Annotated in this window: 17 protein-coding genes; 15 read left to right on the top strand and 2 right to left on the bottom strand. The window is 40.0% G+C overall.

Annotated features, from left to right (window positions below):
• Nucleotides 1-508 precede the first annotated feature (508 nt).
• On the bottom strand, nt 509-1,396 hold the full coding sequence (locus IGL42_RS12280; protein ID WP_002383224.1) for a MurR/RpiR family transcriptional regulator: 888 nt from the start codon (nt 1,394-1,396) through the stop codon (nt 509-511).
• Nucleotides 1,397-1,769: 373 nt separating this feature from the next.
• Between IGL42_RS12280 and gnd the strand changes: the two genes are divergently transcribed.
• The 13 genes from gnd to IGL42_RS12215 all read left to right on the top strand — a co-directional run bounded on the left by gnd (nt 1,770) and on the right by IGL42_RS12215 (nt 11,689).
• Nucleotides 1,770-2,705 (top strand): phosphogluconate dehydrogenase (NAD(+)-dependent, decarboxylating), encoded by a 936-nt coding sequence (gene gnd / locus IGL42_RS12275; protein ID WP_025191899.1) that lies wholly within the window; start codon nt 1,770-1,772, stop codon nt 2,703-2,705.
• 12 nt (nt 2,706-2,717) lie between these two features.
• Nucleotides 2,718-3,719, top strand: a complete 1,002-nt coding sequence (locus IGL42_RS12270) for a D-isomer specific 2-hydroxyacid dehydrogenase family protein (RefSeq protein ID WP_010710875.1) — start codon at nt 2,718-2,720, stop codon at nt 3,717-3,719.
• Nucleotides 3,720-3,733: 14 nt separating this feature from the next.
• Nucleotides 3,734-4,840 (top strand): iron-containing alcohol dehydrogenase family protein, encoded by a 1,107-nt coding sequence (locus tag IGL42_RS12265; RefSeq protein ID WP_002359028.1) that lies wholly within the window; start codon nt 3,734-3,736, stop codon nt 4,838-4,840.
• A gap of 12 nt (nt 4,841-4,852) precedes the next feature.
• Nucleotides 4,853-5,689, top strand: coding sequence for a PTS mannose/fructose/sorbose/N-acetylgalactosamine transporter subunit IIC (locus IGL42_RS12260; RefSeq protein ID WP_002354902.1), 837 nt, complete (start codon nt 4,853-4,855; stop codon nt 5,687-5,689).
• Between the two features lie 20 nt (nt 5,690-5,709).
• Nucleotides 5,710-6,582, top strand: a complete 873-nt coding sequence (locus tag IGL42_RS12255) for a PTS system mannose/fructose/sorbose family transporter subunit IID (protein WP_002354903.1) — start codon at nt 5,710-5,712, stop codon at nt 6,580-6,582.
• A gap of 21 nt (nt 6,583-6,603) precedes the next feature.
• Nucleotides 6,604-7,110 (top strand): PTS system mannose/fructose/N-acetylgalactosamine-transporter subunit IIB, encoded by a 507-nt coding sequence (locus IGL42_RS12250; RefSeq protein WP_002354904.1) that lies wholly within the window; start codon nt 6,604-6,606, stop codon nt 7,108-7,110.
• A gap of 75 nt (nt 7,111-7,185) precedes the next feature.
• Nucleotides 7,186-7,638 carry a PTS sugar transporter subunit IIA gene (locus tag IGL42_RS12245; protein ID WP_002354905.1) on the top strand — a complete coding sequence of 151 codons (453 nt, stop codon included), beginning with the start codon at nt 7,186-7,188 and terminating at the stop codon, nt 7,636-7,638.
• 23 nt (nt 7,639-7,661) lie between these two features.
• A complete protein-coding gene (gene uxuA / locus IGL42_RS12240) occupies nt 7,662-8,735 on the top strand; it encodes a mannonate dehydratase (protein WP_002388613.1) in 1,074 nt (357 codons plus the stop codon).
• Between the two features lie 4 nt (nt 8,736-8,739).
• The gene (locus IGL42_RS12235; protein WP_002396834.1) at nt 8,740-9,393 is read left to right on the top strand and encodes a bifunctional 4-hydroxy-2-oxoglutarate aldolase/2-dehydro-3-deoxy-phosphogluconate aldolase; all 654 of its coding nucleotides are present in this window, start codon (nt 8,740-8,742) and stop codon (nt 9,391-9,393) included.
• 167 nt (nt 9,394-9,560) lie between these two features.
• Nucleotides 9,561-10,031 (top strand): ASCH domain-containing protein, encoded by a 471-nt coding sequence (locus tag IGL42_RS12230; protein ID WP_002354908.1) that lies wholly within the window; start codon nt 9,561-9,563, stop codon nt 10,029-10,031.
• 177 nt (nt 10,032-10,208) lie between these two features.
• Nucleotides 10,209-10,427, top strand: a complete 219-nt coding sequence (locus IGL42_RS12225; RefSeq protein ID WP_002381076.1) for a YdbC family protein — start codon at nt 10,209-10,211, stop codon at nt 10,425-10,427.
• A gap of 16 nt (nt 10,428-10,443) precedes the next feature.
• The gene (locus tag IGL42_RS12220) at nt 10,444-11,328 is read left to right on the top strand and encodes a YicC/YloC family endoribonuclease (RefSeq protein ID WP_002387384.1); all 885 of its coding nucleotides are present in this window, start codon (nt 10,444-10,446) and stop codon (nt 11,326-11,328) included.
• A 55-nt stretch (nt 11,329-11,383) separates the two neighbouring features.
• On the top strand, nt 11,384-11,689 hold the full coding sequence (locus tag IGL42_RS12215; protein WP_002383233.1) for a hypothetical protein: 306 nt from the start codon (nt 11,384-11,386) through the stop codon (nt 11,687-11,689).
• A gap of 43 nt (nt 11,690-11,732) precedes the next feature.
• Here the strand turns inward: IGL42_RS12215 and IGL42_RS12210 are convergent, their stop codons facing one another.
• A complete protein-coding gene (locus IGL42_RS12210; RefSeq protein WP_104680674.1) occupies nt 11,733-13,214 on the bottom strand; it encodes a DUF1958 domain-containing protein in 1,482 nt (493 codons plus the stop codon).
• Between the two features lie 223 nt (nt 13,215-13,437).
• On the opposite strand from IGL42_RS12210, the gene gmk reads away from it, so the two are divergent.
• On the top strand, nt 13,438-14,052 hold the full coding sequence (gmk, locus tag IGL42_RS12205; RefSeq protein WP_002354915.1) for a guanylate kinase: 615 nt from the start codon (nt 13,438-13,440) through the stop codon (nt 14,050-14,052).
• A gap of 4 nt (nt 14,053-14,056) precedes the next feature.
• Nucleotides 14,057-14,359: a DNA-directed RNA polymerase subunit omega gene (rpoZ, locus tag IGL42_RS12200; RefSeq protein ID WP_002354916.1), complete on the top strand. Its 303-nt coding sequence runs from the start codon at nt 14,057-14,059 to the stop codon at nt 14,357-14,359.
• The last annotated feature ends 44 nt before the right edge of the window (nt 14,360-14,403 follow it).

Genomic DNA, 14,403 nt, shown 5'->3' with positions numbered 1-14,403 from the left:
ATTTTCTTTGGCTTGTTGTATGTAATAAGGCTGGAAAGCGTGACTAAATATTTTTCGTTAGTAATAGTCGCCATTGTTTGGTTTAATCCAATACTAGTTCAGCTATTTGACAAGCACACGATTACTGTATCGATAGTTGTTACTCAAATGGTTATGCACTTCCTCTTTATTCCTTTATTTTTATTAACGCTATTAATTATTTCAATAACGGAAAAAGAAGATAGGTTATTTTGCCTACCCATTATATTTTCAGTCTTTCTTGTCTGTTCGCAAGCAACTTGGCTGTATGAGTATAATCTACTTTTCAGAGTAGTCGATATCTGGATGATTCTAATGATACTGTTCGTAAGGATAAAAAATATAAATCCTGAGTAGCTGCACTGAGAAAGCAAAGGATTAAAACTTCAAAGGAAAAGCCTGGAACATCAATCATTTTGGATTTTTGTTCCAGGCTTAAAAATGATAAAGGGTGGGAGCAGAAGCAACTACTAACAAATAAGACTTTTCTTTACGACAAGTAATGCGGATCGGTCTTAGTCGTGCTAATGTTATCACGGATTTTTTTCAAGGAATCGGCATTTTGATCAAAATTGTGATACATCGTATTTGTGTATAAAATATCCATTACCGTTAAGTAACTAATCCGTGAAGCCAAGGATTCCGCACGAAACAAGCCTTCTTCGGTGACGACAATAATTGCTTCGTCGGACAAGCCTGCCAACTCTGAACCGCTGTTACCAGTTAACGTAATCATTTTTGCGTTGGTTTTTTTAACTTGTCGTGCTAGGTTGATTGATTCTTTGGTTTTGCCTGAATGGGAAAAAATAAACACGCAATCTTCACTGGTTAATTTTGTGACAAAACTTAACTGCATGTGGTAATCAAAAATGTAGTTGCACCGATAGTTGGTCCGAATGAATTTATGGAAACTATCAAAAGCCACAATCGAGGAGCCGCCTTGCCCAAAAAAGTGAAGCGTTTTGGCAGAGTACATCAAAGCCAACACGTTATCTAACAGCTCTTTTGTTAAGAACTGTGTGGCGTTACTGAGGGAATAAATATTGGCTTGTAAGACTTTTTTAGCAATCGTAATACTATCATCATCTGGTGAAATATCATCGGCGCCATTCACGCTATTGACGTTTTGAAAAGTCGGCTGATAATTAGAATTCCTGGCGATATCAATTTTAAATTCTTGGAACCCAGAATAGCCAATCTTTTTTACAAATTGATACACGGAAGATTGGGAGACGCCAATTTCGTTGGCAAGACTTTCTAACGTCATTTGTGTCAATAATGATTCAGAATGAACAAAGTAATCGGAAATTTTCTTTTCTGTGAGGCTCAAATTCGGTTTTTTGATCCGAATCCGTTGATCCAAATAGTGGTTTTTCATTAACACGTTCCTCCAATCTTATTTTTTAAAATAGAATGAATGCCTTTTCATTGTTGGTATAGACTGATTATAGTGGAAAAAGAGGACAAATACAATTTCTCTTTTTCTCCACAAAAAAGAAATTCTTTAAAAAAGCCAAAAAAAAATAAATAATCTTTTTTCTGAAAAATGAAGGGGTCTTGAAAAGACTTCTCTCAACTAAAGAAAGTAGCCAGTAAAAAGAACGTGATACCAAGAGATTTACTTGTGTTTTTTGTATGAAAGCTCCTTAAAAATAAAAACGTTTTACCTTTTGAGTAGGCAAGATTTTTGCTAAAAAATAAAAAATATTTTTTAATTAGTGTAATCGTTTACATTATTTTTTTTATCCTTTATGATTGAAGTATCAAAAGAGGCAGGTGAAAGAAAAATGGACATTGGCTTTATTGGACTTGGGAAAATGGGTTTGAACATGGCGTTAAATGTTCACGAACAAGGCTGGCCCATTATTGGCTTTGATGTGACAAAAGAAGCAAGAGCGACTGCTAGAGAGCAGGGGCTTTCCGTTGTAGATTCGTTGCCGGAACTATTGAAAGCGCTTAACAAAAGGAAGGTGATTTTTTTAAGTACCCCCGCTGGTCAGATTACCAATCAATTAGTGGCAGAATTGGTAGAGCAATTAGCACCAGAGGATATCATTGTGGATAGTGGCAATTCAAATTTTCATGATAGTGTTGCGAATGCTCAGCTTGCTAAGGAAAAAGGAATTTATTTTATTGATTGTGGTACTTCTGGTGGCATCAAAGGAGCGCGGGAAGGAGCGTGTTTAATGGTTGGCGGTGCGCCTGAAGCTGTCAAGGTGTTAACCCCATTTTTTGAAGATTTAGCTTGTGAACAAGGGTATCTTTATGCTGGGAAATCAGGAGCTGGTCACTATTTGAAAATGGTGCATAACGGGATTGAGTACGTCATGATGCAAGCCATGGGCGAAGGATTCAATTTATTAGAAGCTGCCGAATATGATTTTGCGTTGGAGAAAGTAGCCGATGTGTGGAATCACGGCTCGATTATTGAAGCTCGCTTGATGGGCTTAGCGAAAGAGGTTTTTGCGGAAAATCCTACGTTAACCAATCTAGAAGGGAAAGTGGCAGCAAATGGCGAAGCCAAATGGATGATTGAAGAAGCATTGCGTTTGGAGATGCCCGTCCCAACTACGGCGTTGTCCTTATTTACTCGAAATGAAAGTATGCTAGCAAATCATTTTTCAAACAAAGTGGTCGCTTCTTTGCGACAAGGATTTGGCGGGCATGAAGTCGTAAAAAGTCAGTAAAGGAGTTTAGTCATGTTAAAAAAACAAAAAATTGCCATAGTGAATTCCAGTAGTTTTGGTCAAATTTTTCCTGAACACTTGACGCGCTTAGAAAAAATAGGCACCGTAAAGCATTTTACAGTCGACAGTGAAATTGGTGGCAAAGAGTTAGCGGAATGTTTACAAGGATATACGATTATTATTGCTAGCGTGACGCCATTTTTCACGAAAGAATTTTTTGAACATAAAGATGAATTATTGCTGATTTCTCGCCATGGCATTGGGTATAACAACATCGATTTAGACGCTGCAAAACAGCATGACACAATTGTTTCCATCATCCCAGCTTTAGTAGAACGAGATGCCGTGGCGGAAAACAATGTCACAAATTTACTAGCTGTTTTACGACAAACCGTGGCTGCAGATGCCAGCGTTAAAGCGGATCAATGGGAAAAACGAGCGAATTTTGTCGGTCGGACGTTATTTAACAAAACTGTGGGTGTCATTGGTGTTGGGAACACAGGAAGTTGTGTCGTGGAGACGTTACGAAACGGATTTCGCTGTGACGTGTTAGCGTATGATCCCTATAAATCCGCCACTTATCTGCAAAGTTATGGAGCCAAAAAAGTAGACTTAGATACGTTGCTAGCTTCAGCAGACATCATTTGTTTATGTGCCAATTTAACTGAAGAAAGTTATCACATGATTGGCTCGGCGGAAATTGCCAAGATGAAAGACGGCGTCTATCTTTCCAATAGCGCACGAGGCGCCTTGATTGATGAAGAAGCCATGATCGCCGGTTTACAATCGGGCAAAATTGCTGGGCTTGGGACAGATGTTTTAGAAGAGGAACCAGGTCGGAAAAATCATCCTTATCTTGCGTTTGAAAATGTAGTAATGACGCCGCACACCTCCGCTTATACCATGGAATGCCTGCAAGCGATGGGAGAAAAATGCGTGCAAGATGTGGAAGACGTGGTGCAAGGTATTTTACCTCAACGGGCAGTGCAAGAAGTCAGTCGTTACGTTAGTTAAGAAGGAGGAGGAGCATGTTAACTGATTTAAAAGTGAAAGTTGGACCGCAATTTTATCGTTACCACGAAGGCGCCTTAGCTTCGGTGCCGTCACTTTTCAAGGAATATCACGCCCAACGAATTTTGGTGGTGCATGGCACCGTATCCTTTGAAAAAGCTCAGCCATTTTTACCATTCTTGGCAGATTCAGAGTATCAATTCTTCTATCACACTTACACAGGAGAATGTAGTTATTTTGGCGCCGAACAAATTTCACAGCAAATAAAGGAACACCAGATTGACTTTCTTCTGGGAGTCGGCGGCGGTAAGTTAGCCGATTTAGTGGGCTACAGCGCCCATTTAAACAATCTGAATTTTGGCTTGGTCCCCACTTTGGCTAGTAACTGTGCGCCGTGGACACCGTTAGCTGTGATGTATCAAGAAAATGGCGCGGCCGAAGGCAAAACGGAACATTTCTTTCGCCAAGCTGCGTTTTTAATCACCGATCCTAAGTTGCTTCTTGATGCACCCCGTGATTATTTTGTCGCTGGTTTAGCTGATACGTTAGCGAAATGGTATGAATCAGAGACCATTTTACGCCAAGCCCATTTGCAAGGGGAACCCTTTTTACAATTAGCGGGAGCGACCGCCAAGCTTTCGCAAGAAGCGATTATGCGGGACTCAAAAGCAGCCTTAGCAGCGATGGATGAGGGCAAACTCACGCCTGAATTTGTCCATCTTTCAGAAATTGTTTTCGCTGTTTCTGGATTAGTCGGCGGCTTCGGCGACAAATACGCCCGCAATGCAGCAGCACACGCCATGCATGATGCTATGAGTAAATTTTTACCCAAAAGTCATGACTATTTACACGGCGAAAAAGTAGCTTACGGCATCTTCTATCAATTAGCATTGGAAAAAAGGTGGGCCATCATAGACGCATTAATCCCTTTTTATCAAGAGCTAAACTTGCCCATGTCGTTACGACAAATGGGCCTTTACCCAGAAGAAGAAGCAGTACTCGATGCAATGGTTCAATTTATTGATTCAAAAGAAAAGGTTCATTTAATTCCTATTGAGATTTCGGAAGAACGTTTACGTCAAGGGATTGAAGAGCTAGAAAAGTATATCCAAAACCAAGGATAAGAAGGAGGAACTATGGAAACGTTAAGTGTTTTACAAAGTTTGATAATGGCGCTTTGGGTGGCAGCAATTATGTCCAGATGGCTTGGAGGAGGAGCAACGTTAACGTTGCGTTTCTCGCCCTTAATGACAGGGTTAGTAGCAGGTTTAGTGATGGGCGATGTCCCGAAAGCGATGATTGTCACCGCAGCATTACAAATGATTTACATGGGTGTTTTTTCACCAGGTGGCTCTATGCCAGCAGAACCATCAATTGCGGCAGCGATTGCTGTGCCAGTTGCGTTGCTAGGGAATTTGAAGCCGGAAGCGGCTATCGCCGTAGCGGTTCCTGTCGGTCTTTTAGGGAGTTATTTATATCAATTCCGTTTCTTTATTAACACGTTTTTAGGGAAGTATACCGATCGTGCGGTGGCTGAACTAAATTCTAAAAAAATTGCCCGCTCAATTATCTGGTATCCAACGATTGCCTCATTTATTTTATTCGTTCCATTAGTCTTTTTTGCTCTTTATTTAGGGGCACCAGTCATTGCCGATATTATTAAAGCATTAGAAGGAACCGTTGTGATTCACGTGTTAGAAGTAGTCGGTGGTGGTTTAGCCGCAATTGGGATTGCGACAACGGTCTATGTCATTGGTCGAAAAGATTTCTTGGTTTTCTTTTTCCTTGCATACTTCATGAGTATCGTCTTTAAGTCATTGGAAATTACCATGGTAACGTATGCCATCTTTGGCGTAATTATTGCGTTAATTTTTGTGCAAGTCCAAAAAGGCAAACCTGTAGCAGAAAGTGCTGGTTCCGCCAGTGCCACCACTGATTTTGATGATGATGACGATTACGATGACGGGTTTTAAAAGAAAAAGGAGGAACTGAAATGACGGAAACAACAGAAAAAGTCGTGCCGAAAACAACGAATTTAGCACCAGAAGAAATTACCAATAAAGATGTTACAAAAGCCTATCTCCGTTGGCATTTTGCCAATGAAATTCCCCATTCCTTTGAACGTTACTTGGCGCCTTCGTTATTGTACGCAATGATGCCACTTTTAAAGAAATTGTATAAAGACGATGAACAATTAAAAGCCGCTTATATGCGTCAACTGCTGTTTTTCAATACGCAATTAAGTTGGGGCGGCGGGGTCATTACTGGGTTGATGGCTTCTATGGAACAAGAGCGGGCCAAAGAAGAACATGAAGGCCGCGAAATCATGATGCAAGATGATTTAATGTATAACACCAAAGCTGGCTTGATGGGCGCGTTAGCTGGGATTGGTGATGCGATTGACTCAGGCACGGTTCAATATATTTTTATTGCGATTGCGGTGCCGTGGGCGCAACAAGGTAGCGCATTAGGTGCGATTTTCCCATTTGTGGCGTTTGCCCTTTATCAAGTACTGTTAGGTGTGTTCTTTGCGAGACAATCCTTCAAAATGGGGCGGAATGCTACAGGCTTAATGCAAAGTGCTGGGATTCAAAAAGCCATTGAAATGTTATCTGTTTTAGGGTTGTTCATGATGGGGATTTTAGCTGGTAATTATGTCAAAGTTTCTTCAACTCTTCAATTTAAACTTTCTGGCCGTGAGTTTGTGGTTCAAGATATCCTTGATCAGATTGTCCCAGGACTCTTGCCGCTAGCTGTCGTAATGGGCGTGTATTGGTTCTATACGAAAAAAGGCTTGAAAGTTACGCAAGCATTATTGTGGTTAACAGGTATCTTAATTGTCTTAGCAACAGTCGGTATTTTATAAAAAGAAAAGGACGTGAATCAGATGGGCGTAGTAAATTTAGCAAGAGTAGATGAACGATTAATTCATGGACAAGTGATGGTGACCTTGTCCCAAAAAAGTGGCGTTAATTCCATTTTCGTTGTCGATGAAGTGGTGGCAAAGGATAAATTTATGCGTGATTTATACAAAAGTGCAGGCAGTCGGACAGGACAAAAAACCATTGTCATTACGCCGGAAAAAGCTAAATTTTATTGGGATGAATACCAATTCAAAGAGTACAACTGTATTTTAATCGCTAAAACCGTCTCTGTAATTTATGACTTAGTAAAACACGGAGTCCCTATGAAGGAGTTAAATATCGGCGGTATTGCACAGAAGAATCCAGAAAAAGATTTATTAGTAACCAAATCTGTTTATTTAAACAAAGAAGATGCTGAAAAATTAAAAGAACTACATGAGGTGTATGGCGTAGAAGATATTTATTTCCAAGCAACGCCTTCTGCACCAAAAACTAGTTTAAAAGAGGTTTTAGGCAAATTTAATTTATAAAAGGCCAGTCGCTTGAGTCATTGCATGACTGTTTGAAGTAATGACTCAAGCCACTGAACTGAAGGAGGAACTTTTATGTTAGGGATTGTGATTGCTACACACGGTGCACTAAGTGACGGTGCGAAAGACGCAGCTACCGTGATTATGGGCGCAACCGAAAATATCGAAACCGTTAATCTAAATAGTGGAGACGATGTCCAAGCACTAGGCGGACAAATTAAAACAGCGATTGAGAACGTCCAACAAGGGGATGGCGTGTTGGTCATGGTTGACTTATTAAGTGCGAGTCCTTACAATCAGGCAGTTTTGGTGATTAACGAACTCGAACCAGCTCTACAAAAGAAAATCTTTGTGGTGAGTGGTACCAACCTACCAATGGTCTTAGAAGCGATAAACCATCAATTATTGGGCACACCGATTGCTGAAGCGGCGCAAGCGATTGTTGCGCAAGGCAAAGAAAGTGTGCAAGCATGGGATATTTCTATGACTTCCTTTGAGGACGAAGAGGATGAGGACGATGATTTTTAAGAATGTAGTAAAGGGTGAAAGCAATGAAATGGGGATTTAGATGGTACGGAGCGGCAGGCGATGCCATTCCGTTAAAACATATTCGACAGATTCCAGGAATTACTGGTGTTGTCGGTACCTTGTTAAATAAACTACCAGGTGATGTTTGGACTGTAGCCGAAATTCAGGCACTTAAACAATCGGTGGAACAAGAAGGATTAGCGCTTTTAGGAATTGAAAGTGTCGCTATTCATGATGCCATTAAAGCGGGGACGGATCAACGAGACCACTATATTGATAATTATCGCCAAACGTTACGTAACTTGGGGAAATGTGGAATTTCCTTAGTGTGCTACAGTTTCAAGCCTATTTTTGGTTGGGCTAAAACGGACTTGGCGTATGAGAATGAAGATGGCAGTTTATCGTTGTTATTTGATCAAGCTGTGGTAGAGAACATGCAGCCAGAAGACATGTATCAATTGATTCACAGTCAGTCAAAAGGATTCCGGTTACCAGGTTGGGAAGAGGAGCGTTTGCAACAATTTCAAGAATTGAAAGCCATGTATGCTGGCGTAACAGAAGAAGATTTGGTCGAAAATTTGCGCTACTTTTTAGAACGTGTGATTCCTGTCTGTGAAGAAGAAAATATCAAAATGGGGATTCACCCCGATGATCCACCTTGGGAAATTTTTGGTTTGCCAAGAATCACTAAAAATTTAGCGGATTTAAAACGGATCCTTTCCTTGGTGGACTCACCAGCAAATGGGATTACATTTTGTACAGGTTCCCTCGGTGCGGACCCGACGAATGATTTGCCTACTATGATTCGTGAAATAGGTCACAGAATTAATTTTGTTCATTTCCGCAATGTGAAGTATTTAGGTGAGCATCGTTTTGAAGAAACGGCGCATCCGAGTGTCGCTGGTTCGTTAGATATGGCGGAATTAATGCAAGCACTGGTAGATGTAGGGTATGAAGGTGTTATTCGTCCTGATCATGGGCGGGCAATTTGGGATGAAAAAGCGATGCCTGGTTATGGTTTATATGATCGAGCAATGGGGTTGACCTATATTCAAGGACTGTACGAAGCAACCAAAGCCAAACAAAATAGGAAGTGACAGAATGGAAACAAAAGTTGAAAAAAATCAACTGTATCAACAATTAGCGACATGTAAACTTTTACCACTATACACTGCAACAGATTTACGCTATTTGCCACAAGTAGAATCGGTCTTAGTAGAAAACGAATTACCGTTTATTGAAGTCACTTTTCGGAGTCAGCTGGCCTTGCCTGCCATCAAACAACTTGCTGCTTCAGGGAATTTAATAGTAGGCGCAGGAACTGTTCGAACCTTGAAAGAAGCCCAAGAGGCAGTAGGGAGCGGTGCACAGTTCATTGTTTCCCCAGCGATTGTTCCAGAAGTCATTGATTTTTGTCTGGCAAATGAGGTGCCTATTTTTCCAGGAACAGCTACGCCTGGGGAGATTCAGCGAGCGCTGGCGTATGGCTTACGAGTGGTTAAATTTTTCCCAGCCGATATTTATGGCGGGTTAAAAGCCATCAAAAGTTTAAGTGGCCCGTTTTATGATGTTCAATTTTTACCAACTGGTGGGATTGATGAAACAAACTTTATAGAGTATGTGGAAGCCAAAGAAGTATTAGCAGTGGGCGGTTCCTTTATTTTATCAGAAAAAATGCTTCAAGAAGATGAAGCTTCGGCACGCCAGCATGTTCAATCTTTACTCACGAAAATCAAAGAACGACAAGCAAAATAAAAAGATGGGCTAAGTTTTGTTACTTAGTCCTCTTTTTTTTCTGTCCAAATACTACTGACATTATTTTAGTTTTCATTTTGTAAAAATAGTATAGGAGAAAAGCAATCAGTTATGTATAATTAGTGAAAGAAGGTTGCGTGAAGTAAAAATAAAAAGGAGAGCAAAGGATGTTAAAAAATGTAGAAGTGTTCTGGCAAAACTTTTTAGATAAACATGAATTAGATATGTTGATGCCCGATGTGTGGATGTTTGGTGATGGCTCTTCTGAGATGGGTAATCGTTTGGGTCAATTGGTTGTTTCTGGTCGTAAGACAGCGACATGTTCTTCTTTAGATATTTATAAGATGGAAGAAGAACAACTCCCTAAAGCTGGTCAATACGACATAATTTTAGATGGTCAGTCTCAACCGCTGGCTATTATTCGAACAACCAAAGTTGAAATTATGCCCATGAATAAGGTCTCAGAATCTTTTGCACAAGCGGAAGGTGAAGGAGATTTGACGCTGGATTATTGGTATGAAGAGCATGCGCGGTTCTTTAAAGAAGAACTGGCCCCCTATCAGCTACAATTTTATCCCGACATGTTGTTAGTTTGCCAAAGTTTTGAAGTGGTGGATCTTTATACAGAAAAAGAATAAACAGAGAAGCGGTGACTGACACGATTGAAACGAGCAGTTGTCGCTTTTTTTACTGATTTTTTGAAAAAGTTGCGTATGTTTATATAGACAGGGTGATAGAAAAGAGATGTGTATTTTAAGTGTCGAGGAAAAGATGGTACAATAACCTAAGGAGAATACTAACAAGGAGTGAATGTTATGAAAGAAGAATTTTCATATGAAATTTTAGAAGAAGTCGCTGTGTTATCTGAGAATGCTCGTGGCTGGCGTAAAGAATTGAATTTAATTAGTTGGAATGGTCGTCCACCAAAATTTGATTTGCGTGAGTGGGCCCCTGATCACGAAAAAATGGGTAAAGGCATCACCTTAACTAACGAAGAATTTGCTGAATTAAGCAAAACAATTAAATCCATGTAAAAGGAGCACCCTGTCAATGAAAAGTATGACTGGATTTGGAAAAAAGACCATTCAAAATGAAAATTATCAATTGGATATCGAAGTCAAAAGTGTCAACCAGCGGTTTTTAGATATTCAGTTGCGTATGCCAAAGGAACTGAATGCCTATGAACTGGTGATTCGGCAAGTAATCAAACGCACGTTAAAACGTGGACGTGTGGAAGTCTATGTAAATCTCCAAAAAATCGGCAACAATCAAAAAGAAGTGCGCGTGCAGTGGGACTTAATTGATCAATTATTAACTTCGGTAGATCAACATTTAAAGGAAAAATATCCGGAAGCAACGTTTGATGCAGGGGACACGGTCAACCATTTATTAAAGCAAAATGATTTTGTCGAAATAGTGGAAGCAGAAATTGTTGATCAGACATTTGAACCATTTCTTGTTCAAGCATTTGAAGCAGCCATCGCTAGTCTTGACCAAAGCCGTGTGCAAGAAGGAACGCAAATTAAACAAGTCCTGCTTGACTATGTAGCAGTGTTGACCCAATCAATTCAAGAGCTGCAAGCGTTTGTGGGCGTTTTTGAACAAGAATACCGTCAACGTTTTGAAGCGAAATTAAACGAATGGTTAGGTAGCCAAGTGGATGAAACACGCTTATTAACAGAAATGGCCATTTTATTGGAAAAAGGCGATATTCATGAAGAATTGGATCGTTTGGATATCCATATTGATAAGTTGCATCAGTTGCTTGACGAAACAGAACCAGTGGGCCGAGAACTAGATTTCTTAATTCAAGAAATGAACCGTGAAGTCAATACGATTGGTTCGAAATCAAGTCCAATTGAAATAAAAAATAGTGTCGTTCAAATGAAAACAACCTTAGAAAAGATTCGTGAACAAATTCAAAATGTCGAATAGAGAAAATGGTTTCGTGTTTTTCCAGAAAACGCTATAATATAGAAGTAACGAATAAATGACAGAGGTGAAAGCAATGACTAAATTTTATGATGTAACCTTTCAAGAATTAAGTGGTCGTTCTGTGGTAAAAACAGAAGTCGCTTCAGACAGAGAACCATTTGACGTCTGGCAAGATGCTTGTGCAAGCTATTCTGAAACAGAATTAAATATCCAAATTAACGAAGACACGTTTGTTACTTTGAATCGTCACTTTGTTGTTCGCATTGACGTGAAAGAAGTTGACGGCCCTGTCGACAAACAAGTTCGTCGTCGCGATGAATTGATGAACGTGGTCAATACGCTTTCTAATATGGGCTTATAAAAAATGCCACCAAGCATTTCACGCTTGGTGGTATTTTTTTTAATTAGAATAAAAGAAACAAGCCAACGGCGCATAGGAAAGAAAGAACTGCGGCACTTAAAAAGATTGTCCGCATGGATGCAGTTTTACTGCTTTCTTTGCCGTGTTTTTTCTGACGTTCTAAACGTTTTTGAAGCTGACGGGTAATTACTGAGAAGATTAGTCCGAAAAGGACTAAAACACTTGTGGCAATCGATTTGGGAATAAAATGATTCGGTTCTGCAACGGTGGTATCCCCAGAATGTTCGTTTGATTCTTCCGCAGCTTCAGCTGTTGTTTGTTTTGGCTTAACTTCTTGGTAAGCCACTTTCGGCGCTTGAACAGTACTATTTAACAATGTCAAAGGCGTGTCGACTTGCACCTGCCCTGCTACTAATTTAAAAGTAGGCTGACTGCCTTTGGGAATGACACCGTATAAATTGTTAGCCAAAGTGACTTTTTTGTGATCAATGGTTTGTGGTCCTTTGTCTAAAAGTTTTTTGCGTTCGTATGTCGTATAGGCATAGTCCAGCAAAGCATTCCCAGCCACATGCCGTTCGTATTCACCATCTTGGTTTTGCCAATTACCAACGCCTAAAATGACTTCAATTAAACGGAAATCTCCTTGTTTGACAGTCGCAATATAGTTAAAGCCGCCTGTTGGACTAGAGCCTGTTTTTAAACCATCCACGCCTTGATAACCATACTTAGCGCCTGGTAAAGAATAATTGTACGCTTCAAACGTTTCCTCGTAAGGCGTGCCGACCATTGTTTTCACCACTGGTTTATTGGTGATTTCTAAAATTTCTGGATAATTTTTCAGAAAGTGATAGGTTAGTGAAGCTAAATCTCTAGCTGTAGAGACGTTATCGCCATTTGGGTCAATTCCTTGCATTTGATACAGGCCGTTAAAGGCACTTGCTTGCGCTCCACTGCAGTTGTAATAGGTAGTATTTGTCATCCCTAATTCAGCCGCTTTTTGATTCATTAAATGAACAAAGTCAGTAGGCTGGTTCCCTGAAATTAAGTTTGCCAACATGAGAGTCGCCACATTAGAAGAGGGGACAGCAATCATTTTTAACAGTTCACGGACTGGATAAGCAACACCTAACGTAATTTTGTTATTACTAATGGCATATATTTTAGAAATATCGACATCTTTTTGCGTAGCAGTCACAGTCGTATCCATTGTAAATTTTCCTTGCTCCATTGCTTCAAAGGCCAAGTACATGGTCATCACTTTGGCAATACTGGCAGGATTCCACGCTAAATCTGGTTGCTGCGACCAGAGAATTTCTCCAGAATCAGCATCAACAACGATGGCTGCTTTGGGAATGCCATCCGCTTTCAGGGTCGTCCCCATTTTTTTAGCAATCGCGGTAATATCTTCTTCTGCGTGAGTCACAGTAGGTTGGGCAAAAAAGGCCCCACAACTGACAACTAAGCCTAGCAGAAACAATGTAAATGGTTTAATTCGTGCGATGTTTCTCAGTCCTTTCTTATTCACGTTTTTTTCATCCTAAAGGAGTCATCACTTCATTTTACTTAAAAAATGGCTGCCTGTATAGGAATTCTAGGTAATTTGTTTAAAAAAAGAACAAGTTATGAAAGCCAAATTAAAGAAGAAATGTTATTTTTTCAGTGAATCTCCAAGAAAGTCTTGAAAATTGCAGAAAAAAAGTGCAAAATAGAACTAATACTGTGAAATTATGTTTTGAAAGGAAGTCGTTATGTCAGAGCGCGGGTTATTAATCGTATTGTCAGGTCCTTCAGGAGTGGGGAAAGGGACTGTAAGAAAGGCTATTTTCGACAGTGAAGAAAATGATTTTCAATATTCAATCTCAATGACCACTCGGAAACAGCGAGAAGGCGAAGTGGATGGAGTAGATTACTATTTCCGTTCAAGAGAAGAATTTGAAGCGATGATTGAAGCTGGAGAAATGTTGGAATATGCGGAATATGTTGGTAACTATTATGGGACACCATTAACGTATGTTAACCAGACGCTAGATGAAGGCAAAGACGTCTTTTTAGAAATCGAAGTCCAAGGGGCTAAACAAGTCAAAGACAAAGTGCCTGATGGCGTATTTATCTTTTTGACACCTCCCGATTTAGCGGAATTAAAATCAAGAATTATTGGCCGCGGAACAGACGAAATGTCTGTGATTGAAGAACGAATGGCTGTGGCCAGAGAAGAAATCGAAATGATGGCGCTGTATGATTATGCGGTAGTGAATGATGAAGTTCCTTTAGCCGTGCAACGAATTAAAGACATTATCGCGAGTGAGCACTTCCGTGTTGACCGTGTAATTGGAAAATATATTAAAATGTTAGAGGAGATGTAGCCTTATGATGTTAAAACCGTCAATTGACTCATTGTTAAAAGAAGTCCCTTCAAAATATTCTTTGGTTATTTTAGCAAGCAAACGTGCGCATGAATTAGATGAAGGCGTTCAACCAACCGTTGAATCCTTTGATTCTGTAAAAAGTGTAGGTCGTGCGTTAGAAGAAATCGAAGCAGGAACAGTGATCAGTGATCCAAATCCTGAAGAAAAACGCGAACGTCTACGCATTGAACGTGAAGAACGCAAACGCCAACGTGAACAAGAACAAAAAGAATTAGAAAACCGTTTACGTGACGAAAAAAATTAATTGAATGATTGTCAACGAATGGAGAAAGCCGTCTGTCTATTTCA

This window comes from Enterococcus sp. DIV0712 (assembly GCF_050554855.1).
GTDB lineage: Bacteria > Bacillota > Bacilli > Lactobacillales > Enterococcaceae > Enterococcus > Enterococcus faecalis.
The sequence above is the reverse complement of the archived record's forward strand: the minus strand, read 5'-3'. Positions and strand labels throughout refer to the sequence as shown.

Excerpts from the sequence above, each read along its gene's own strand:
- IGL42_RS12280 (WP_002383224.1), bottom strand. The coding sequence starts at position 1,396 with ATGAAAAACCACTATTTGGATCAACGGATTCGGATCAAAAAACCGAAT.
- gnd (WP_025191899.1), top strand. The coding sequence starts at position 1,770 with ATGATTGAAGTATCAAAAGAGGCAGGTGAAAGAAAAATGGACATTGGC.
- IGL42_RS12270 (WP_010710875.1), top strand. The coding sequence starts at position 2,718 with ATGTTAAAAAAACAAAAAATTGCCATAGTGAATTCCAGTAGTTTTGGT.
- IGL42_RS12265 (WP_002359028.1), top strand. The coding sequence starts at position 3,734 with ATGTTAACTGATTTAAAAGTGAAAGTTGGACCGCAATTTTATCGTTAC.
- IGL42_RS12260 (WP_002354902.1), top strand. The coding sequence starts at position 4,853 with ATGGAAACGTTAAGTGTTTTACAAAGTTTGATAATGGCGCTTTGGGTG.
- IGL42_RS12255 (WP_002354903.1), top strand. The coding sequence starts at position 5,710 with ATGACGGAAACAACAGAAAAAGTCGTGCCGAAAACAACGAATTTAGCA.
- IGL42_RS12250 (WP_002354904.1), top strand. The coding sequence starts at position 6,604 with ATGGGCGTAGTAAATTTAGCAAGAGTAGATGAACGATTAATTCATGGA.
- IGL42_RS12245 (WP_002354905.1), top strand. The coding sequence starts at position 7,186 with ATGTTAGGGATTGTGATTGCTACACACGGTGCACTAAGTGACGGTGCG.
- uxuA (WP_002388613.1), top strand. The coding sequence starts at position 7,662 with ATGAAATGGGGATTTAGATGGTACGGAGCGGCAGGCGATGCCATTCCG.
- IGL42_RS12235 (WP_002396834.1), top strand. The coding sequence starts at position 8,740 with ATGGAAACAAAAGTTGAAAAAAATCAACTGTATCAACAATTAGCGACA.
- IGL42_RS12230 (WP_002354908.1), top strand. The coding sequence starts at position 9,561 with ATGTTAAAAAATGTAGAAGTGTTCTGGCAAAACTTTTTAGATAAACAT.
- IGL42_RS12225 (WP_002381076.1), top strand. The coding sequence starts at position 10,209 with ATGAAAGAAGAATTTTCATATGAAATTTTAGAAGAAGTCGCTGTGTTA.
- IGL42_RS12220 (WP_002387384.1), top strand. The coding sequence starts at position 10,444 with ATGAAAAGTATGACTGGATTTGGAAAAAAGACCATTCAAAATGAAAAT.
- IGL42_RS12215 (WP_002383233.1), top strand. The coding sequence starts at position 11,384 with ATGACAGAGGTGAAAGCAATGACTAAATTTTATGATGTAACCTTTCAA.
- gmk (WP_002354915.1), top strand. The coding sequence starts at position 13,438 with ATGTCAGAGCGCGGGTTATTAATCGTATTGTCAGGTCCTTCAGGAGTG.
- rpoZ (WP_002354916.1), top strand. The coding sequence starts at position 14,057 with ATGATGTTAAAACCGTCAATTGACTCATTGTTAAAAGAAGTCCCTTCA.